Origin of the sequence: Chryseobacterium nepalense (assembly GCF_023195755.1) — a bacterium.
In the GTDB taxonomy this organism is placed as follows: Bacteria; Bacteroidota; Bacteroidia; order Flavobacteriales; family Weeksellaceae; genus Chryseobacterium; species Chryseobacterium nepalense.
The window spans coordinates 2,846,840-2,868,108 of record NZ_CP096203.1 but is presented as its reverse complement, the minus strand read 5'-3'; the positions used below and the strand labels follow the sequence as shown (position 1 = coordinate 2,868,108).

Annotated in this window: 25 protein-coding genes; 20 read left to right on the top strand and 5 right to left on the bottom strand. The window is 35.9% G+C overall.

From position 1 onward, the window contains the following. The 7 genes from rffA (at position 1) to M0D58_RS12715 (ending at position 6,598) form a co-directional block, all read left to right on the top strand. Positions 1–1,143 (top strand): dTDP-4-amino-4,6-dideoxygalactose transaminase, encoded by a 1,143-nt coding sequence (gene rffA / locus M0D58_RS12745; protein ID WP_248389943.1) that lies wholly within the window; start codon positions 1–3, stop codon positions 1,141–1,143. Positions 1,144–1,174: 31 nt separating this feature from the next. Continuing rightward, positions 1,175–1,783, top strand: a complete 609-nt coding sequence (locus M0D58_RS12740) for a DapH/DapD/GlmU-related protein (protein WP_248389941.1) — start codon at positions 1,175–1,177, stop codon at positions 1,781–1,783. A gap of 7 nt (positions 1,784–1,790) precedes the next feature. Continuing rightward, the gene (locus M0D58_RS12735; protein ID WP_248389938.1) at positions 1,791–2,912 is read left to right on the top strand and encodes a glycosyltransferase WbsX family protein; all 1,122 of its coding nucleotides are present in this window, start codon (positions 1,791–1,793) and stop codon (positions 2,910–2,912) included. A 50-nt stretch (positions 2,913–2,962) separates the two neighbouring features. Further along, complete coding sequence (locus M0D58_RS12730; protein ID WP_248389935.1) at positions 2,963–3,784, top strand: glycosyltransferase family 2 protein; 822 nt, start codon at positions 2,963–2,965, stop codon at positions 3,782–3,784. A gap of 95 nt (positions 3,785–3,879) precedes the next feature. Continuing rightward, a complete protein-coding gene (locus M0D58_RS12725) occupies positions 3,880–4,791 on the top strand; it encodes a glycosyltransferase family 2 protein (RefSeq protein WP_248389932.1) in 912 nt (303 codons plus the stop codon). 155 nt (positions 4,792–4,946) lie between these two features. Next, a complete protein-coding gene (locus tag M0D58_RS12720; protein ID WP_248389930.1) occupies positions 4,947–5,615 on the top strand; it encodes an NAD-dependent epimerase/dehydratase family protein in 669 nt (222 codons plus the stop codon). A 44-nt stretch (positions 5,616–5,659) separates the two neighbouring features. Next, entirely contained in the window at positions 5,660–6,598 is a 939-nt protein-coding gene (locus M0D58_RS12715) for a glycosyltransferase family 2 protein (protein ID WP_248389927.1), read from the top strand. A gap of 52 nt (positions 6,599–6,650) precedes the next feature. Here M0D58_RS12715 and M0D58_RS12710 read toward each other — a convergent pair whose 3' ends face one another. Then, a complete protein-coding gene (locus M0D58_RS12710) occupies positions 6,651–7,685 on the bottom strand; it encodes an acyltransferase family protein (protein WP_248389924.1) in 1,035 nt (344 codons plus the stop codon). A 152-nt stretch (positions 7,686–7,837) separates the two neighbouring features. On the opposite strand from M0D58_RS12710, the gene M0D58_RS12705 reads away from it, so the two are divergent. The 3 genes from M0D58_RS12705 to M0D58_RS12695 are packed head-to-tail and all read left to right on the top strand — an operon-like array spanning position 7,838 to position 10,370. Next, the gene (locus M0D58_RS12705; protein ID WP_248389907.1) at positions 7,838–8,383 is read left to right on the top strand and encodes an acyltransferase; all 546 of its coding nucleotides are present in this window, start codon (positions 7,838–7,840) and stop codon (positions 8,381–8,383) included. Next, positions 8,380–9,216 (top strand): glycosyltransferase family 2 protein, encoded by an 837-nt coding sequence (locus tag M0D58_RS12700; protein ID WP_248389905.1) that lies wholly within the window; start codon positions 8,380–8,382, stop codon positions 9,214–9,216. Before M0D58_RS12705 ends, M0D58_RS12700 begins: the two co-directional genes overlap by 4 nt. Further along, positions 9,216–10,370, top strand: coding sequence for a glycosyltransferase (locus tag M0D58_RS12695; RefSeq protein ID WP_248389902.1), 1,155 nt, complete (start codon positions 9,216–9,218; stop codon positions 10,368–10,370). Before M0D58_RS12700 ends, M0D58_RS12695 begins: the two co-directional genes overlap by 1 nt. Here M0D58_RS12695 and M0D58_RS12690 read toward each other — a convergent pair whose 3' ends face one another. The 3 genes from M0D58_RS12690 to M0D58_RS12680 are packed head-to-tail and all read right to left on the bottom strand — an operon-like array spanning position 10,371 to position 12,359. Continuing rightward, positions 10,371–11,129 (bottom strand): SDR family NAD(P)-dependent oxidoreductase, encoded by a 759-nt coding sequence (locus tag M0D58_RS12690; protein ID WP_248389899.1) that lies wholly within the window; start codon positions 11,127–11,129, stop codon positions 10,371–10,373. After that, positions 11,129–11,362, bottom strand: a complete 234-nt coding sequence (locus M0D58_RS12685; protein ID WP_248389896.1) for a hypothetical protein — start codon at positions 11,360–11,362, stop codon at positions 11,129–11,131. Before M0D58_RS12685 ends, M0D58_RS12690 begins: the two co-directional genes overlap by 1 nt. A 22-nt stretch (positions 11,363–11,384) precedes the next feature. Next, complete coding sequence (locus M0D58_RS12680) at positions 11,385–12,359, bottom strand: 3-oxoacyl-ACP synthase III family protein (RefSeq protein ID WP_248389893.1); 975 nt, start codon at positions 12,357–12,359, stop codon at positions 11,385–11,387. Positions 12,360–12,411: 52 nt separating this feature from the next. Between M0D58_RS12680 and M0D58_RS12675 the strand changes: the two genes are divergently transcribed. The 10 genes from M0D58_RS12675 (at position 12,412) to M0D58_RS12630 (ending at position 20,604) form a co-directional block, all read left to right on the top strand. Beyond that, entirely contained in the window at positions 12,412–12,981 is a 570-nt protein-coding gene (locus M0D58_RS12675) for an acyltransferase (RefSeq protein ID WP_248389891.1), read from the top strand. 35 nt (positions 12,982–13,016) lie between these two features. Continuing rightward, positions 13,017–14,165 (top strand): glycosyltransferase, encoded by a 1,149-nt coding sequence (locus M0D58_RS12670; RefSeq protein WP_248389889.1) that lies wholly within the window; start codon positions 13,017–13,019, stop codon positions 14,163–14,165. An 11-nt stretch (positions 14,166–14,176) separates the two neighbouring features. Beyond that, complete coding sequence (locus M0D58_RS12665; protein WP_248389887.1) at positions 14,177–14,731, top strand: serine O-acetyltransferase; 555 nt, start codon at positions 14,177–14,179, stop codon at positions 14,729–14,731. 37 nt (positions 14,732–14,768) lie between these two features. Further along, the gene (locus M0D58_RS12660) at positions 14,769–15,527 is read left to right on the top strand and encodes a hypothetical protein (RefSeq protein ID WP_248389885.1); all 759 of its coding nucleotides are present in this window, start codon (positions 14,769–14,771) and stop codon (positions 15,525–15,527) included. Continuing rightward, entirely contained in the window at positions 15,524–16,261 is a 738-nt protein-coding gene (locus M0D58_RS12655; protein WP_248389883.1) for a phosphoethanolamine transferase, read from the top strand. Before M0D58_RS12660 ends, M0D58_RS12655 begins: the two co-directional genes overlap by 4 nt. Positions 16,262–16,539: 278 nt before the next feature. Then, a complete protein-coding gene (locus M0D58_RS12650; protein WP_248389881.1) occupies positions 16,540–17,208 on the top strand; it encodes a carbonic anhydrase in 669 nt (222 codons plus the stop codon). Positions 17,209–17,229: 21 nt separating this feature from the next. After that, a complete protein-coding gene (locus M0D58_RS12645; protein ID WP_248389879.1) occupies positions 17,230–17,529 on the top strand; it encodes a hypothetical protein in 300 nt (99 codons plus the stop codon). Between the two features lie 135 nt (positions 17,530–17,664). Further along, positions 17,665–19,257, top strand: coding sequence for a SulP family inorganic anion transporter (locus M0D58_RS12640; RefSeq protein ID WP_248389876.1), 1,593 nt, complete (start codon positions 17,665–17,667; stop codon positions 19,255–19,257). Between the two features lie 45 nt (positions 19,258–19,302). Further along, positions 19,303–19,938: a carbonic anhydrase family protein gene (locus M0D58_RS12635; RefSeq protein WP_072883844.1), complete on the top strand. Its 636-nt coding sequence runs from the start codon at positions 19,303–19,305 to the stop codon at positions 19,936–19,938. Positions 19,939–20,136: 198 nt separating this feature from the next. Further along, entirely contained in the window at positions 20,137–20,604 is a 468-nt protein-coding gene (locus M0D58_RS12630) for a hypothetical protein (protein WP_248389873.1), read from the top strand. 25 nt (positions 20,605–20,629) lie between these two features. Here M0D58_RS12630 and pth read toward each other — a convergent pair whose 3' ends face one another. Continuing rightward, complete coding sequence (gene pth, locus M0D58_RS12625) at positions 20,630–21,193, bottom strand: aminoacyl-tRNA hydrolase (RefSeq protein WP_248389871.1); 564 nt, start codon at positions 21,191–21,193, stop codon at positions 20,630–20,632. Between the last annotated feature and the right edge of the window lie 76 nt (positions 21,194–21,269).

Genomic DNA, 21,269 nt, shown 5'->3' with positions numbered 1-21,269 from the left:
ATGATCCCATTCAATAAGCCATTTATCATAGGCAAAGAGCTTTCGTATATCGAAGAAGCGGTAAAAAGCGGTAAAATATCCGGTGACGGAATATTTACAAAAAAATGCCAAAATTTTTTTGAACAGAAATATGGCTTCCCGAAAGTGCTGATGACGACATCCTGTACAGATGCACTGGAAATGGCCGCTATTTTATGTGATATAAAGCCGGGTGACGAGGTAATTGTGCCCAGCTATACATTCGTCTCTTCAGCCAATGCTTTTGCCCTTCGTGGAGCCAAGATAATTTTTGTAGACTCTTACCCAAACAATCCTAATATAGATCCTACAGAAATAGAAAAGCATATCACCGAAAAAACCAAAGTGATAGTGCCCGTACATTATGCAGGGATAGCCTGTAATATGGAAAAAATTATGACTCTTGCGCATAAATATAATTTATTTGTAGTGGAAGATGCAGCACAGGCAATTGATAGCTACTATACATTTTCGGATGGAACCAGAAAAGCTTTAGGCTCTATAGGTCATTTTGCCGCTTTTTCTTTTCATGAGACCAAAAACATCATTGCCGGCGAAGGAGGAATGCTCGTCATTAATGATTCCCAATATTTTAACCGTGCTGAGATCATTCGGGAAAAAGGCACCAACAGAAGTGCATTCTTTCGGGGAGAAGTTAATAAATATGGCTGGGTAGATCTTGGTTCATCATTTTTACCATCCGAAATTATTTCTGCTTTTTTATATGCTCAGCTTGAAAATCTGGAGATTATCCAGAAAAAAAGATTAGAGATATGGAATAGATACAAATCCGGACTCATTTCTTTACAGCAAAAAGGATTTATTTCTTTACCTGACTTGCCTTCTTACGCAACAAATAATGCTCATATGTTCTATATTGTTTTTAACAATTACGAAGAGAGAACCCGTGTGATTCAGTATTTAAAAGAAAAAGATATTCATCCCGTATTCCATTATTTAAGTTTAAATAAAAGCGACTTTTTCCTAGCCGATAACCCTGAAATGGACATTCCTCATTCGGATCATTTTACAGATTGTCTTCTGAGGCTTCCCTTTTATTATGAATTATCGGAAACTGAGCAGGATAGAATTATAGAACTGATAAACAGCTATTTTATAAGATAATCGAAAAAAGCATCATTACAATATCATAAATATGAATTTATTAAAAAAACATATTATCAATTTTTTATTTGATGTACTGAATTCCGGTGCATATAAAAGGCATGTACAAAATAAAATAAATGAGTGGGCAAAGAAAAGCTTTAAAAGTTTCGGAGCAAATTCCATATTACCGGAAGAGCATTGGATAAAAAACCCAAAATACATTTCAATAGGTAAAAATTTCAGTTCATTATATCATCTGAGGCTTGAAGCCTGGGATCGATTTATGGGAGAAACTTTTACTCCAGAAATAACCATTGGTGATGATGTAATTTTCAATTCTGATGTTCATATTGGAGCTATAAATAAGATTGTTATCGGTAATAATGTTCTTATGGCAAGCAGAATATATATCTCCGATCATTCCCACGGAGATATAACCGTAAATGACCTTGAAAACTTCCCGGCACAAAGACCTTTATATTCTAAAGGTCCTGTCGTTATCGAAGACAATGTATGGATAGGTGAAGACGTATGTATTCTTCCAGGCATTACCATTGGCGAAAACAGCATTATCGGGGCCAACTCGGTCGTCAATAAAAGTTTTCCGAAAAATTCAGTCATCGCGGGGATTCCTGCAAGACTTATTAAAACACTTTAAAAAACAAATGATGAAAAAAATAAAGCCCCTTGCTTTTTACCTCCCTCAATACCATCCTGTTCCCGAAAATGACGAATGGTGGGGTAAAGGTTTTACAGAATGGACCAATGTCACAAAAGCGAAACCTCTTTTTAACGGCCACGAACAACCCATATATCCGGCAGATCTGGGATATTATGACCTGCGTGTTCCGGAAGTAAGAGAACATCAGGCGCAGATTGCAAAAGAACATGGAGTTTATGGGTTTATCTACTATCATTACTGGTTTGGCAACGGAAAACAATTACTGGAACGTATTGCTAATGATGTCCTTACATCCAAAAAACCAGATTTTCCTTTTTGTTTCTGCTGGGCAAACGAAACATGGTCCGGTATATGGCATGGTCTTGCAGAGAAGATTCTGGTAGAGCAAGTCTATCCGGATGAACAGGATTTAATAGATCATTTCAACTACCTTCTTCCATTCTTTAAAGACGAAAGATATATCAAGGTAGACAATAAGCCTCTTTTTATAATTTACCATCCAAACCATTTACATGAAGGAGATCCTCACTACATTTCAAAATTTAGGGAGTTAGCAAAAAAGAACGGATTTGATGACTTATATATCATGGCATCCAATAAACTCCGAGATGATACTGATTTAAAATCAATGGGGTATGACGGCAAAATATCCAATGCATTTCAGAAAGCATGGATCCCATATATTAAGAAAGGAGAATATATTTCCCATTACCAATATTATAAAAATAGAATAACAGAACTACTCGGATTTAAGAAAAAAATTAAACCGAAAGTCCTGACTCAGGATGCCAAAGCTATTGTTAATGATCTACAGTTTGTAGAAAGCAATGTTGCTACTTACCCATGCATTCTACCTAATTGGGACAACACGCCCAGAAGTGGCTATAGAGGAGTTGTACTTACTGATACATCACCGGAATTATTTGAAAAGCAGATTGAAAAAGCGATTGATTATCTTGAGGATAAAAATGATTATCCCGAACAGTTATTGATTATCAAATCATGGAATGAATGGGCAGAAGGTAATATTCTGGAGCCAGACAGAAAGTATGGCTTCGGATACTTGAATACATTAAAAAGTATATTGGATAAATATAATAAATAAGAACATATTTTAGGTCTTATTTATTATGTATAAATTAAAAACCCTGAGGAATGATAAGTAAAATTTCAATTATAGTTCCCTGCTTTAACCATGCTCTGTATTTAGAAGAATGCATCGCCTCTATTATGGCTCAATCCTATACAAATTGGGAATGTATTATTATAGATGATGGCTCTACAGATAATTCATCAGAGGTCGTTCAAAGACTCATTAATCATAAAATAAGATATATATATCAGAAGAACAAAGGAGTATCCTGTGCCAGAAACAATGGAATAAAGCACGCAAAAGGAGACTATATTTTGCCTCTTGATGCAGATGATACGCTAAACCCTTTAGCACTAGAGAAAATGTTAGAAGTGTTTACTAAAAATAAGGAAACAATGATTGTTTTTTCAGATACGATAATGTTTGGTCATATCAATAATAAATCAAAAGTAGAGGAAAGATTCAGTATCAAGGAATTATTACTGCAAAACAAATTATTTTGTACTTCCATGTTTCCAAAAAAATATTTCGATCAGGGTATAATGTATGACGAAAAACTTACATATGGTCTTGAAGACTGGGAGTTTTGGATACAGCTTATTTCTTCTCATCGCAATCTTCCTGTTACCAAAATAGAATACCCGGTTTTCAATTATAGATCTCATCCCGGTAGTTCAAGAAACAATGATGTTTTTAGGGATGATCATAAAAAAGAAATTATCTATCAAATGATTTACGAAAAGCACAAAGCTCTTTTTCATGAATTTTACCCAAGCTATATCTCACTTTTAAAAAGAAAAACCTTTTATGAAAAAAAACTAGAGAATATATACAACAGTAAACTATACAGGATATATGACTTTTTAATCAATTTATTTAGATAAATCTGTTTATACAGGCAAAGTGCCCCTCTGTAATGAATTTTGTGAAGGATATTGAAGAATTAAAAAAAACAAAGCCTCAAATTAAAGGTTGAAAAATGGTTAAAATAATTATTGTAAATTATAATTCCACCAAATGGATTGATCGTTGTTTATCATCCATTGATCAGGCGGGATTAATTGAGCACACTATTATCGTTGATAATGCTTCTACCGATGATAGTATTCTTATCATTGAGCAAAAATTCCCACAGGTAGAGCTTATTAAGCTTCCTGCCAATTCAGGTTTCGGAAAGGCAAATAATATCGGAATTAAAAAAGCGTACGAACAGGGTTTTGATTATATATTTTTAATGAATCAGGATGTTTATATAACACCCGGTACTATTGACTATTTGGTTAAAATCGCAAAAAAAAATCCTGATTTCGGCATTCTGAGCCCGATGCACCTTAATGGAAATGGCTCCGAGCTGGACTTTAGTTTTTCAAATTACATCATTCCTTTAAAATGTGAAAAATTATATTCGGATATATTTTTACAAAATTTAGCGCCACTGTATGAATTACCTTTTGTAAATGCCGCTGCCTGGTTGTTGACAAGACGTTGTATTGAAAAGGTTGGCGGTTTCAGTCCTTCATTTTACCATTATGCAGAAGATGACAATTACTGTCAGAGGGTATTATTTCATAATCTGAAAATAGGTGTTGTACCAGAAGCAATTATCTTCCATGACAGAGAAAAAAGAACTGAAAATAAGTATTTTGATAATACCGCTCTGCTTTATGAAAGAAAATTAATTATGATGCTTTCAGATCCTTTTAATAATAAACTGTCGATAAGGGAAATATATATTAATTCTTGTAAAATGATGATAAAATCTCTATTAACATTCAGGCTGAAATCGCTTGAAGAGCATTACATCAAAATTAAGATCTGTCATTCATTGAACTGGAAAATGATTTTTCATAACAAAAAACAATCTCTTAAAGAAGGAAAAAGTTTTTTATAAACAATCGGATTATCCGAAAGCTGATCTGTCGTAATCAGATTATAGGTGTGATAATCTTAGGTGGTTAAAAGAACTGGAAAAAACAGACCTGGATTATTAAATTTAAAGTATCCTGCCTTTTTTAAGTCTTAAATAACAAATGATGAAAAAAAATTATGATTATAGGTAATGGAATTATGGCAAATGCCTTACAATTTTATGATAAAGAAGATGTTGTTTTCTTTGCATCAGGAGTTTCCAATTCTCTTGAGAAGAAATTATCTGAATTTGAGAGAGAAACTTCACTTCTGAAATCTGTTATCAGCCAGAATCCTGACAAAAAACTTGTCTATTTTTCTACCTGCAGTATTTATGATCCTACGAAAACTGAAAGCTATTACGTAATTCATAAATTAAATATTGAAAAACTGATTGCAGAACTCTGCAGCAACTTTATCATCTTCAGAGTAGGAAATGCAGTAGGACATGGCGGCAATCCTAATACATTAATCAATTTTCTGAAAAAATCAATCCTTTCAGAAAATAAGCTTATGCTGCACAACAATGCAAGACGAATCCTGATCGGCACAGAGGATATTGCATCATTTATTAACCGGTATTTGAAAGATTTTAATAATGAGATTGTTAATCTGGCATATCCCTATCAATTTACATTGTATGAAATTTTATCACACCTGGAAAAATATCTGGGCAAAAAAGCATGTTATGAAATAATAGAAGAAGGTTCTTTTTATAGAATAGAATTCAACAGGTATACTGAGGATTTTTTCTCAGAAATACCGCCGGGAGAATATCTAAAAAAACTGTGTTCATCGTATCTATAAATGAATTGCCAATACCTCTTTTTATTAATTAAAACACATATCAAATGAAAATATCAGTCATTATTCCCGTATACAACGCAGAGAAATATGTTTCCCAGGCTGTAGAGTCTGCACTTCAGTTCGAAGAAGTATTTGAAGTCATATTGGTAGAAGACAAATCTCCCGACAATGCACTGCAGATATGCCGGGAACTTACTAAAAAATACAGCCGGGTAAAGCTTTATCAGCATCTTGACAAAGGAAATCATGGAGCAGGAGCCACCAGAAACGTAGGAATAACTATGGCAGAAGGTGATTTCATTGCTTTTCTCGACGCGGATGATTATTATCTCCCCAACCGTTTTGAAGCAGAAAAGAAGCTATTGGTGAACGAAGACGTAGAGGGAGTTTATGGAGCAATAGGTGTTCATTATTATTCAGAAAAAGCAAAAAAACAATATTATAAAATATTCGGTGACCGGCTGACTACCGTTTACCAAAAACATCCGCCGGAAGATGTTTTTCCCGGGCTGCTGAACATGAAAGGAACATTCGGATTGTTCAGCATTGATGCACTTACCATACGGAGGAGCGCGCTAAAGAAGGTAGATTGCTTTTTTAAAACTCATTTAAAACTTCATCAGGACACCGAATTTTTATTCCGTATCTCCTATTATCTCAATCTCCATCCCGGAATACTCGACAAGGCAGTTGCCGTACGTGGTGTTCATGAGAACAACAGGATCACCAAAGTAGATGCAAGAGAAATCAGGCCCGCCTCAACAAGGGTTATTTTATGGGAGGAAGTTAACAATTGGGCAAAGACCGAAAGCAGCATTCCCGATGATGTCAAACTGCATATTACAAGAGTATACCGAAGCTTCCGTATTGCAAATTCGCATTTTCTGAAAAAATGGGGAATGATCGTAAGGTATCTCTTTACCGACTACCAAAGCATCTGCTCCGGATTGTACAATATAAATTTCCGGAAGGATCTTTTTTGATATTCCGGTTTAATTGAATTTATTTTTAAACTAAATTTATCGGTAAGCTAATTTATCGCTTTAAAAAACTTGCTTTCCTCAGATAATCACGCATTGGCTTTTCAATAAACTGATAAAAGCCAGCCGAAACGACCATTAAAACCGGCATGTAGATCCAAAACAATGTATTATTTTCAGATATTTGGAAATAATCCCATAAAACCGATCTTACAATATATAAAACAGGGATATGGATAATATAAATGGCATAACTGATTTCTCCAAGAAATTCCAATGGCTTAAGGGCAAAAACTTTAGTTATAATACCGTTATTACAGGAAATTAGGTAAATTACAGGAACAAAGAAAACAGCCATTAGCCCATTATGAAAATTCAACGGAATGAAAATTAAAGACAGGATAATTGCAATAAAAAATACAACAACTGCCAGATCATAATTCTTTTCTTTACGGTTTTTCACAAAGAGTAAACCTGCTATATTTCCTATTAAGAACTCGTTGATATGCCAAAGCGGGAAATAATGACTGAATTCATGGCTCTCAGTATGCGGACCTTTATACGCAGGAGAATTAATATACAAATTGGAGAATACCTGAGTCCCGATCCAGATCAAAACGGCAATAATCCAAATGCTTTTATTTCCTTTAGAATATAAATAATTATACAGCCAGGGAAAAATCAGATAAAACAAAAACTCTACAGAAATAGACCAGCCCGGAAAATTCAGAATTAGGGCTTTTCCGGGAATCCAGCTCTGAATGCCGAAAAGATATAAAAAAGTTTTATAAAAACTGACGTCAGAATATCTGGTAAAAAAATAAAGCAGCAAGCCGACAATATATAAGGGATAAATCCTGGCTACCCTGTTTCGGTAAAAATCCAGATACTCTATTTTTTCCTTTCTGTGATAGGCGACAATCATTATAAAACCGGAAAGAATAAAAAAATAACTCACCCCCACGTTGGCGCGGAGAAAAATATCCGAAATAAACCTGATCTTATATAGAAACAAATCTTTATTAAAATGAGAAATAACAATCGCCATTGCAGCGATAAAACGGGTAAATGTAATCTGACTAATCTTCACAGAATCGCAACATGCTTTACTTTATTCAAAAGCGCTTTCATATTCGAAAACTTGATATAAAGTGTTAATTTTAAGGCACAAAAATAAGATTTATTCTTATAATTATGTAAAACAAATTATATTTGTATGATACAAATGAGAAAAAAATTATTATGCTTAATGAAATTTTAGCAAAAATCCAGAGAAGGAATCAAATTTCTCTCCTCAAAAGACATCCTAATGTTTCTTTCAAAGAAATAAGGCTGGGAATCAATGACCATTTCATACTCCATGAAAATTTAAATAAAGTTACCATAGGAAGCGATGCTAACTTTAGAAATTATGTACATATCCTTGTAGAAAAGAATTCCACATTAGAAATCGGGGATCATTTTTTCATGAATAACTTCTGTTCCATCAATTGCCTGGAACATATTTCCATAGGCGATCATACGTTGTTCGGAGAGAATGTAAAGCTGTATGATCATAACCACCTTTATCAGGCTCAACCGGAATTTAAACTGTTTCATTCAGAGTTTACCAAAGCGCCGATCAGAATTGGCAGCAATTGCTGGCTCGGCAGTAATGTTACGGTATTGAAAGGAGTCACCATTGGTGACAACAGTATTATTGGAGCAGGATGTGTTATTTACAAGGATATTCCAGCCAATACAACTGTAGTCAATCATCAGGATTTAATGTTAAAAGAACAGTCATGAAGTTTTCCATTCTTATTGCACATTATAACAATTCTCATTTCTTCAGGGATTGTTACGAAAGTATAATTCAGCAGACATACACAGATTGGGAGGCGGTTATTCTGGATGATGCTTCTTCAGAAAACGAGAAAAATAAAATACGGGAAATCATTTCAGGAGATTCCAGATTTAAGTTTTTTGAAAATGATAAAAATTCCGGCGTAGGCGTCACTAAAAGTAAGCTTATTGATCTGGCTGAAGGAGAAATCTGCGGATTTGTAGATCCCGATGATGCCATTACTCCCACTGCTATCCAAAAATCAATAGAATTGTTTCAGAAACAAGATACCGTACTTACTTATTCCAGGTTTATGACCTGTGATCAACATCTTAACCCAATTGCACCCTTCAGATCTGCCATGCAGGTACCGAACGGCAACCCCTATTTTTTTAACTTTCCCATTCAGATTGCACATTTTGTAGCATTCAGGAAAACAATTTATAACAAAACGGAGAAAATAAATCCGGAATTAAAAATAGGTGAAGATCAGGATCTGTACCTGAAAATGTATGAAAAAGGAAAAGTGCGGTTCATTGATGAAACCAATTATCTTTACAGAACCCATGAAGGAGGAATTTCACAAAATGAGAACAAAAAGAAATCTCACGAATATTTTGCAAGGGTCATTTTCAATACGATGAAAAGAAGAGGACTTACAACCATCAACGGAAAAAAAATCCCTGAATTTTACAACAGTGCCGACGAAATATTTGATCTGCTTCAATATCAGCATCAAATGCCTTTCAGAATCAGAAAAAAAATACAGATTACCTTACAATCAATCTTCGGATAATGTCAGAAAAAAAAATTAAAATATTATTCAGGCACCGTTCCATGGAAATGGGAGGGGTAGAAAAAGTATTGCTGAGCTTACTTAACAATCTCGATCCTGATAAATTTGAAATGACTGTATGTCTTACGCTCAACCAGGGTAAACTGCGTGATGAAATTCCCGGACACGTAAGAAAAATACATCTTACCCCGGGAAAAGAAGATTTCTCCCGCAATTCCCTGTTGAAAAAAATCCAGCTTGCAGGAAGAAGGTTAAAACTGAAAAAGCTGAAAAACAATCCCGTCATTGCAGACAGAATTATCAATGATATTTTTGACGTGGAAATTGGCATGGATTATAGAGATTATGATGCAATACTTAATTCAACCAACAAAAATTCAAAGAAAATAGGATGGTTTCATTCCGAAATTAATGTTCCTAAATTTCAGCCTTTGGTACCGGAAATATTAAAAAGTTTCCCCAAATTTGATCATATGGTCTATTGTTCTCATAAAATTAAGGATATGATGCATCATTACTATCCCAATCTTAAGTATCCGGCCGAAAGTGTAATTATCAATCCTATCCCTGTTGAGGAAATTAAACATAAGGCAAAAGAAGAACCTGATGTATTTCCGGAAGGCCCCGTTTTTGTTTCGATCGGCAGGCTGCATTCAAGAAAAGGATACCATAAACTTATTGAAGCCCATAAAAAACTTATTGATGAAGGATTTCAACACAGTATCATTATCATAGGTGATGGCGATGAAATGAAGAACCTGACTTCACAGGCAGCAAAATACAATGTTGAAAAAACCTTTATTTTAAAAGGAAATCAGATGAATCCTTATCCTTACATCAGAAAAGCAGATTACTTTATTCTTCCCTCAGAATCTGAAGCCTGGCCTCTTGTAATCGCGGAAGCATTAATCCTCAGGAAACCTATTATTGCTACCAATGTTGGCGATGTGGGACTCATGATCAAAGACCGGAAAACAGGATACCTCATCAGTTATGAAACGGATGAAATGTATTCTGCAATAAAAACGTTCCTTACTGATCCTGAACTTGTTGCTGAGATCAGAGCAAATCTTACAGATATTGAAAGCCAGTTTGATAATCAAAGAATATTTAACATGATTGAAGAAATGATCACTACAATCTGTAAAAGCTGATTACTGAACAGAATATCCTCCGTCAACCACCATATTTGTTCCAGTGACCCACTTTGAAGCATCAGAAAGCAGGAAAATACAGGCATTTGCCACGTCTTCAGGATTTCCTATTCCCAAAGGATGTTTCCTGATAATTTCCGAAGAGGCTTCTTCGCCGATCTCTTGAAACATCTTTTCTAAAATCGGGGTATTTACCATCGCAGGGCTTATACTGTTGACACGTATATTGCTTCTACAGAGCTCCATCGCCAAAGAGCGTACACCGGAAATTACCGCTCCTTTACTTGCCGAATAGGCTGCTTTTCCCGGCTCTCCCACTATTCCGGCAACCGAAGAAATAAATACAAAGCTGGAAATTTCATCTTTATACTTTTTTAGGGATAAAATTTTAGCAATTTCAAAGCCGGCTATAACATTGATCTCAAATATATCGCGATATAGTGTCGCACTGTGCTTTTTTAGCGGCAATGTCTTTTCAATTCCCGCGCAATGTATAAATCCTGATATTTTGCCTAAGTCCGCAACCTTATCTGCTATCATCGCTTCCAGATTTCCAGTTTGTGTAATATCTGCAGCAATAATCTCGGCTTTAGTTTCGGGAGCAAGCAGGGATACCGTTATCATCAGTTCGTTATGGTTTCTTCCCACAAGAATAAGATCCGCTCCTCTTTTGCTGCATTCCACAGAGCAGCTTCTTCCAATGCCGGAAGAAGCTCCTGTAATAAGAATTACTTTGTTTTTTAATGAAAAAGGATCCATTAATCTTCAAAATTTTCTTTCCCGATAACATTCATAAGATCCGAAACCTTTTCTATATCTTTAAAATGTTTGGTATCAATTTTCTTATTGAAATTTTCATCCACAAAAGCAATAATGGAAAGCAGGCTTATTGAATCGTAGCTTTCTAAAGATTTAAGGTTGGTCTCTGTAGTTAAGGTTTCATCTTCTTCGAGTTCCTCCTGTAGTTTTTCTAAAAAAACAGATGTTTTCATTGGGTATAATTTAAAATTTGTTTTACATTTCCATGACGGTGGCTCCCCAGGAATATCCTACACCAAAACCAGCCATAAGGATTTTATCTCCTTCTTTTAAGATTCCTTTATCCATCATATTTTTCAGGGCAATCGGAATAGTAGCAGATACGGTGTTTCCTGTTTTTTCCATATCAATGTAGAATTTATCCGCCGGAATTTTCGTTTTTTTCCGTAAATAATTCAGCATAAAAGAATTTGCCTGATGAAAAACAAAATGGTCAATATCATCCATGTCCATTCCGTTCACCATCAAGGTCTCTTTTACCAGCCCGGGAATATTTTCAATCGTAAAATTAAAAATTTCAGGACCATTCATGTATATATTTTCAGGATTAAATTCATGTTCGGGGTTGAGTTCAAAATCTTTTTTAAACGCTCCTTTTTTTACAATAAGATTTTCAGCACCGCCTCCGTCCGTGCCCAGGCAAAACTGGTAATCACGGGAATTTTCTGCCTTTTCTACAATAACCGATGCGGAGGCGTCCCCGAATATGCTCCGATTTCCCTTATCTTCCGGATGAATATGTTTACTGTAGGTTTCTGAGGTTACTAGAAGAATACTTTTGGCAATTCCTGCTGAGATCAGGCCTTTGGCAAAAGCCAGTCCGTAAACAAAACCTGAGCAGCCGAGATTAAAATCAATAGCGCCAATATTTTTTCTCAGTTTCAGGCGGTCCTGAAGAAGGCACGCGGTTGTTGGAAGAAAATAATCAGGGCTTTGGGTACAGAATAAAATAAAATCTACCTTGCTGCGGTCGTAATTCTCAAAAATTTTTTCAGAAGACTTTACAGCCATATCCAAAACCGTTTCATTATCAGAAGAAATGTGGCGTTGCGAAATTCCTACTTTTTCGTGGATTCTTTCCGAACTCCATTCCGGAAACAGTTTTTCAAGATCATCATTAGTCAACACAGACTGAGGAAGATAATATTCTATTTTAGAAATTTTTATCATGTTAATAAATTTTCTTTCTTTGCAAAAGTAACAAAACAAATGTACACTTGTGATGATTTTTTTATTTAGAGTTTTAATAAAAACGCATGCCCTCTGCCATTCCCTCCTCAATAGAGCCAGTCTTGCGGTTGCCAGATATAAAGGGATGAAGGTGGGCCGGAATTTCAACATGCCCGATAAAGTTTTTTTCGGAACCGAACCCTACCTTATTGAAATTGGAGACCATGTAAATATTGCTGCCGGCGTCAGGTTTGTAAATCATGGCGGAACCACTACCTTACTGAGAAAACTTCCCGGCTATGAAGATGCCAGAATCCTGGGAAGGATAAAAATAGGAAACAACTGCACCATCGGCCTGAACTGTGTGATTATGCAGGATGTGCAAATTGGAAACAACTGTATTCTGGGAGCCAATTCCGTCTTGTCGCAATCGATGCCTGATAACACGGTATTTATCGGAAATCCTGCACAGTTTCTCTGCACAATAGAAGATTACGGAGACATCGTTTTAAAAAACAATCCGGAATATCCCAGGGAACTGGAAAAGGACAGAAAAAAACTTGATGCTTACATCAAAGAAAATCTTCCTCATAAGTACAAGAAAGCGAGAAAAATTAAATAACTTAGTTCTTGTAAACACAAAAGAAAAAAAACAAATTGAAAAAGAAAAAAATCCTCATTCGAATAGGCTCGCTGCGTCATGGCGGCGCAGAAAAAGTATTGGTTAATTTCCTGAAAAACCTTCCCCCGGATAAATACGAAATTGATCTTCTCCTGAATCTATACTCGGGACTGTACATACAGGAAATTCCTTCATGGATAACGCTGCACTACCTCATAAAAGGAGAGATGATTACTACCAACAGACCGAAAGATATTCCCGTAAAAGCATTCAGGGTACTTTATGAGAAAATGTTTCTTTGGTTTCCTGTTCTGCTCTACCGGTTTATTTTGAAAAATAAAAAATATGATGTAGAAATTGCAGCCATCCATGCGATGTACAGGGAAATACTTTCAAGTCCGCAGAAAAATTCAAAGAAAATTATCTGGGTACAGAATGATATTTTCAACGTAAAAGGCTATACATCAAAGGTAATCCGTGAATTTTTCAGGTTTGACAAAATCCTCGTAATTTCCAATAAACTCCGTGACGGAATGTGCGACCTGGCAGAAAATGAAACAGAAAAAGCTTCTGTTATCAAAATATTCAATCCGATCGACAGGAATGATACGCTGAAAAAAGCAGACGCTGAAATCAATGATTATCCTTTTACTGAAAATCTTCCAACATTTGTCACCGTAGGTACGGTATATCCGCAGAAAGGCTATGACCGGCTGCTGAATGTTCATAAAAAACTTATTGATGAAGGATTGAAACACCAGCTGCTAATCATTGGTGACGGTTATGATTTTAATAATATTAAGGATCAGCTAAACGAGCTTGGCCTTCAGGAAACGGCAAAAATGTATGGTTTCAGCAGTAACCCTTACCCTTATCTGAAAAAAGCAGATTTTTATATTATGTCATCGAGGCATGAAGGGTTCCCTACCATTATTGCAGAAGCGCTTATCCTCAACAAACCTGTTTCAGCAACCGATATTTCAGGGATACGGGATCTTCTTCAGGACGGCAGGCTGGGAACCATCACTCCAAACTCCGAAGAAGGAATTTATGAGGGAATGAAAAAATTTCTTACCGATCCAAACATTGCTGAAGAATATAAAAACAGAATTGCAAAGACTGAGCTTCCGTTTGTTTTGGAAAAATCGGTGGAACATCTTCAAAAAATTATTGACGAAGTCTAAAAGCAAATATCATGGCAGATCACTCCATCATTCAGAAAGATTTTTACCGGGAAAGCGGAAAGTGGCTCTCCAGAATTGAAATCTGGAAAAAATGCATCAATCCCAATCTTCACTTTATTTATATTTTGAGGATGGCTCAGAAATATCAGAAAATAAGATTTTTAAATATATTTTGGAGAATGGTTTTACGGCATTATCAGATTAAGTATGGTTTTCAGATTTATCCTGAAACACAAATTGGGGAAGGTTTCTATCTTGGCCATTGGGGAAGCCTGGTCATCAATCCGGATACGATTATCGGAAAAAACTGCAATATTGCCCAAGGTGTTACCATCGGGCAGCAGAACCGCGGTAAGAATGAAGGCTCTCCCGTTATCGGCAATGAAGTGTGGATCGGTACTAATGCGGTTATTGTAGGAGCAGTGACGATTGGAAATAATGTACTGATTGTTCCCAATTCTTATGTCAACTTTGATGTTCCTTCCAACTCCGTTGTACTTGGAAACCCCGCTAAAATCATTCCGGCAGAAAATGCTACAGAAGAGTATATCAACCGGAAAGTATAGATTTGAAAATTTACCAAACAAAAGAAAACACAATATCATGCTAAAAAAAATAATTCCCGCACTTATCATTTTACTTTACCTTACAGGTCTTTTACTTTCTTTTCAGTTTATTTTTCAAAAACTTTTCGATAAGGAAAGGTTTGAAAGTATCCGGAATATTCTGGAATATGGAATCATGTTCTTATCTTTTCTTGTCTTTAATGCTCTTCTATTCAAAAATAAATATAGTGCTGTATTATCAGTCATATTATGCTTATTGCTAAGTGTTAACTTTCTTATTTCCGTATCCTGTTTTTTTGTTTATCATTCAGGGTTCAATGTGGGAATGGCCATAAGTATCCTGGAAACGAATATGCACGAGGCTTTCAGTATGTCTTACATGTTTATTCTTCCAGGTATCCTTTTTATCATTTTTTTCGGATTGTTATTGTATTCTGTTATTTATCTTAAAAACAGTACCGTCAGATTCAACGGTAAATTTATTTTTATTGCTTCGTTATGGATTATAATGCCATTTGCTTTTTATCTTAAACACCGATATATAAGCAATAAGGGAGGCGGAAAAATGATTAAGAACGTGTATTATCATCTATCTGATTTTAATGTGGCAATGAAATTACAGCAGGATATTGATGCCATTAAAAAAAATACTCCTGTATTTAACAGCAGGAAAATACAGCAGGGAGTAAAAAATGTAATTCTCATCATAGGAGAATCCGAAAGAAAACAGAATATGTCTTTATATGGATACGGAAAAAAACGACTCCAAATGCAGAACAGCAGGCCAAGGATATGATGATTTTTGACCATGCCGTTTCCCCCGCGGGAATAACCAACCTTAGTGTTCCGCTGATGCTCTCCAGTATCCATCCGGATGAATTTAAACAACGCTATGACAAGCTTTCATATAATGTTATTAACCTTGCCAATCAAAGCGGATACAATTCTTTCTGGCTTAGTACTCAGGCCAGCTCCAGAGGAATAACGGCAATTGCTTCACTCTCTAAAAATAAAAAATGGATCAACGGATATGATGAGGTTATTATTCCGGAACTTAAGAAAGTTATTCACGGTTCAGAAAATAAATTTGTGGTTCTGCATATCATGGGAAGCCACCCTAATCCGTGCAACAGATTACCTTCAACCTGGAATTCCGAAGGATTGAACTGCTATGACAGCTCTGTAAAATATACGGATTATGTTCTCGGAAGTATTTTCAACATGCTAAAAAATACAAATTCAGTTGTCATTTATGTTGCCGATCATGGGCTGAAAGTACAGGGCAGTAAGCTGTTGCACATAGACTCTAAAGAATCTACCCAGGTTCCTTTTTTTATCTGGTTCGGTGATAAAGTACCTTCGGTTTACAAAATTACAGGCCGGGAAGCTTTGCAGACGCAGACCACCTATATTTATCCGTTAATTATGAAATATATGGGATTGGAAGCACCTTCCACTTATAAAAACCAAGAAAATAAATATTTAAATCTGGAAATGGAAAGTATCAATTACAGTAAACTTCCGGAGTAAAAAAAATTAATTTATGATTGAATTTTTTAAAATGATTTAAGCTTAAACATTTTTCAACATTAGTACTAATTTTCTGATTTTTACTTTGTAATTTTATTTAATCTAAATTATTTGTATGAATCGTGGTAATGTCACATGATTTTAAGCATATTTTAATATTAAACTTTGTTAAAAATCGTTGATTTTTCACTAAAAATTCTATTTTTGTAGCATTATTGATTTAGTCTATTGATTTTAAAAATAATTTACACGAAATAAATAATTATACCAATAAAATTATGTCACAATCGTACGAAGTTATTTTTGAAAACAACAAAAAATGGGTAGCGTCTAAACTGTCAGACAATCCGGAATTCTTTCATGATCTTGCAAAGACCCAGAATCCAGATTATCTGTACATAGGATGTTCAGACAGCAGGGCAACCGCTGAAGAGCTGATGGGAGCTAAACCCGGCGAAGTTTTTGTCCACAGAAATATTGCCAATATTGTTAATACATTGGATATGAGTTCAACAGCTGTTATTCAATATGCTGTAGAACATCTGAAAGTAAAACACATTATTGTCTGCGGCCATTATAACTGCGGTGGAGTAAAAGCAGCCATGACACCTGAAGATCTCGGATTACTGAATCCATGGCTCAGAAATATCCGTGATGTTTACAGACTTCATCAAAGCGAGCTGGATTCTATTGAAGATGAGAGCCGACGTTATGACAGGCTGGTTGAACTGAATGTTCAGGAGCAGTGCATCAACGTTATCAAAATGGCCTGTGTACAGGAAAGATACATTCTTGAGGAGTATCCTGTTGTCCACGGCTGGGTGTTTGACCTTAGAACAGGTAAGATTATTGATCTGGAAATTGATTTTGAGAAAATCCTCAAAGACATCCAGAAAATTTACAACCTTACGAGTTCCGACTGGGTTATGAGCAGAAAAACCAAATAGTTTTTCTTAAAAAAATGTGAAATGAAACTTTGGAGTATTATTACATTACTGTTTTTTCTGAACTTCACGGCTTTACCGGGTATAGCTTCGGTAGTGGGCTGGGATCTCACGAGGACCAATGTTGTAATTAATGAAGAAGAACCACATTCTCATCCTTCATCTTTTATTGTTTACGAAAAGACCCTTCCCAAAACTCTGGATGTATTTGATTATCTGAAGTTTTTCGAGCCTTCTCTGGAAGAAAAATCTTTTGTACCTGTGGATGATTCCTTTCATCTGTCGCCTTTATTATCTATATTTTCTCCGCCTCCGGAAGCTTAATTTTTTAGTTAATTTTTTATCACTATTCATATCATTTGATATTGAACAGGATGTACTATTTATAAAATTAAATTTCCAATTTTTTGTAATTGATTATTAAAGAATAATAATCAGTTCTATTCACAGCAGTTTATCATGAAAAAAACATCATTAATAGGAGGAATAAAGGAGAATTTCCCTTCAGGACTCGTAGTATTTTTAGTAGCGCTTCCCCTTTGTTTAGGGATTGCTCTTGCTTCAGGAGCACCCCCTTTATCCGGAGTCATTGCGGGTATCGTGGGAGGCCTGGTCATAGGATCAATCAGTAATTCCAATATTTCTGTATCGGGTCCGGCAGCCGGATTAACAGCCATTGTACTTACCGCGATCACAGACCTTGGTGCATTTAATATTTTTCTTTGTGCCGGAATCATTGCCGGAATTATTCAATTAGTTTTAGGGTTTATACGAGCAGGAAGTATTTCAAATTATTTTCCCAATAACGTTATTGAAGGAATGCTTGCAGCCATCGGGATCATTATTATTTTAAAGCAGATCCCGCATGCTTTAGGATTTGATAAAGATTACGAAGGTCATCAGTCGATTTTTGATAACGGACTGAACTTCGGATATTTTTCAGAGTTATTCGGAGCCATTCATCCGGGAGCCATTATTGTAACGCTTGTTTCTATATCTATATTAATCACCTGGGATAAAGTTCATTTTTTAAAAAGAATAAAAATGCTACCTGGAGCGCTTGTAGCAGTAGTTGCAGGTATAGTCCTGAATGAAATTTTTAAAATGACAGGCAGCTCACTGGCAATACAAACCCAACATCTGGTGTCTCTTCCGGTACCACAGTCGCTGGATGATTTTAAAAACCTTATTACCACTCCTGATTTCAATGGCTTTATGAATCCGAAAGTCTGGATTGCCGGAGCAACAATTGCTATCGTAGCTTCTATCGAAACGCTGCTTTGTATTGAAGCTTCCGACAGACTGGATGTACAGCGAAGAATTACAGATACCAATCTGGAATTAAAGGCCCAGGGAATAGGAAATCTGGTAAGTTCATTTATCGGCGGACTTCCAATGACCTCGGTAGTAGTCCGAAGCTCTGCGAATGCCAATGCAGGAGCAACTTCGAAAATGTCAACCATTATCCACGGGATCCTCCTGTTAATTTGTGTTTTATCAATTCCTGTTATTTTAAATCTTATTCCTTTATCAACATTGGCGGCGGTATTGATTATGGTTGGATACAAGCTTGCTAAACCGGCCACTTTCAAACATTTCTGGCAATTGGGAAAATTCCAGTTTATTCCTTTCGTGGCAACTGTAGTTGCCGTTGTGGCAACGGATTTGCTGAAAGGAGTAGGAATAGGTCTTGCGATCTCCGTTTTCTATATTCTGCAGGGAAATATGAAACGAGCTTACTATCTGAGCAGAGAGAAGCTTGATGATGCAGATGAAATAACGATTAAACTTGCCGAGGAAGTTTCATTTTTGAATAAAGCAGCCATTAAAAAAACATTGAAAAATATAAAGCCGAATTCTACCGTTACCATTGACGCAAGAGGAACCTCTTATATTGCCACCGATGTCTTGGAGATGATTCAGGATTTTGCTAATATCAGAGCCAAAGAAGAAGACATTAATGTAGAACTTTTAGGATTCAAAACTTCATACAGAGACTATGAAAGAGACGAAAATTCTCATATTGTAGTCACTCATAAAAGAGCTATGTAAGCTCAATTTAATAATTTTTTTAACTTTAAAATATAAACAGATTATATGAAAGCACACACTCACGAAACTCAGTCTACCATCACCCCTGAAAAAGCATTAGAGTTTTTAAAGGAAGGAAACCAGAGATTTGTAAATAACCTTAAAGCCAACAGAGACCTTCTGGAGCAGGTAAATGCTACCCGTGAGGGACAGTGGCCATTTGCCGTAGTGTTAAGCTGCATAGACAGCCGTACTTCCGCCGAACTTATTTTTGATCAGGGTCTTGGGGATATTTTCAGCATCAGAATTGCCGGAAATTTTGTAAATCAGGATATTCTGGGTTCTATGGAGTTCGGATGTAACGTAGCGGGTTCCAAACTGGTGGTCGTATTGGGACACACCAAATGCGGAGCATTGAAAGGCGGACTTGATGCAGCACAAATTGAAGGTCTTGGAATGGATAACCTGAACCATCTTATCAATCACTTCGACCCGATCATTAAACAGGTAATAGAAGACGGCGAAGAGCGTTCTTCAAAAAACAGCGATCTTTTAGAAAGATTAAATCATCAGAACGTAAAAAGCGCTATTGAAGATATTCGCAAGCAGAGTTCAACACTCAGAAAACTTGAGGAAGAAGGCAAGATTAAAATTGTAGGCGCTAATTATGATGTGGAAACTGGAGCCGTAAGCTGGTTGTAAGCATCTCTATCTTTCAGTCGCTTGGCGGAAAGACAATCAATCAATATGTTATAGTTAGATAGATCGGAAATTAAATTTTAAAAGTACATCAGAAGGCCATCAAATTCGATGGCCTTTTTATTGTAGATTACCAGAAGTAAATATCTTTAATAATAAAACATACATAGATCAGTCAGATTATTCCGGAAATTCTTACTTTTGAACAGTAAAATCCTGAAATCAACCATGCCTGTATCAACAAAATTGCTTCTTTGTGTATTTCTCTGCCTCCTTAATGGTTTCATTAAATCTCAGGAAACGTCCGGGAAAAAGGCGGTATCGGATACGCTGTCTTATGTTAAAAAATTTGAAATCAATAAAGAAAAATACATCGGGAAACCTTTTTCTCTCCTGCTAAAGGATATGACTCAGATGCAGCCTAAAAAAAATAAATCCGAGTTTAGAGAAGACACAACGAACCCTCTCCCGAGCACTTCTTTCTCATTTTCGGATAAAGACATCAATTCCGTAAACAATGTTACAATGACCATCAAATGGAAGGCTGATGACAGAGCAACAACTCCGTTGGAATTTTTTGAGCAGGAACACGATTACCGGTTTACGCCCAATGAAAAGAATTTTCTTGAGAAAAAAATTGTGATGGACATTACGGTATATAAGCGTTAATTGTTTAAAAATCCTGCCTTGTATATCATTTCCCGTTGAAAGCAGACATGGTGTTATTGATTCCGGCAAATACAAATGACAAACTTGCTTTGGAGAACTTTTCAATTCTTTCCGGAAGTGTTGCGTTTTCTTCTTCAGTCCAGGTTCCAAGGACATAATCTACCTGCCGCCCTTCGGAAAAGTCTGCCGAAATCCCAAAACGAAGCCTGGCGTAATTCTGTGTCTGAAGAACTTCATTGATATTTTTAAGTCCGTTATGCCCTGCATCAGATCCTTTTCCTTTCATTCTTAATGTTCCGAAAGGAAGTGCAAGATCATCCGTTACGATCAATATATTTTCCAAAGGAATATTTTCTTTTTGCATCCAGTATCTCACAGCATTTCCCGAAAGGTTCATATACGTATCCGGTTTTAAAACCAATACTCTTCTCCCTTTGTACTTCCCGTCTGCCATCCATCCGAAGTTGGTGCTGTTAAAAGGAGCTTCCAATGTTTCAGCAATTTTATCCGCCACTTTAAAACCTATATTGTGGCGAGTATTTTCGTACTCTGAGCCTTTATTTCCGAGGCCTACTATCAAATATTTCATTGAGAAATTTTTTGCAAAATTAAGGTATTAAAAACAAAAAACTCAATCTGTAACAGATTGAGTTTAGTAATATTTA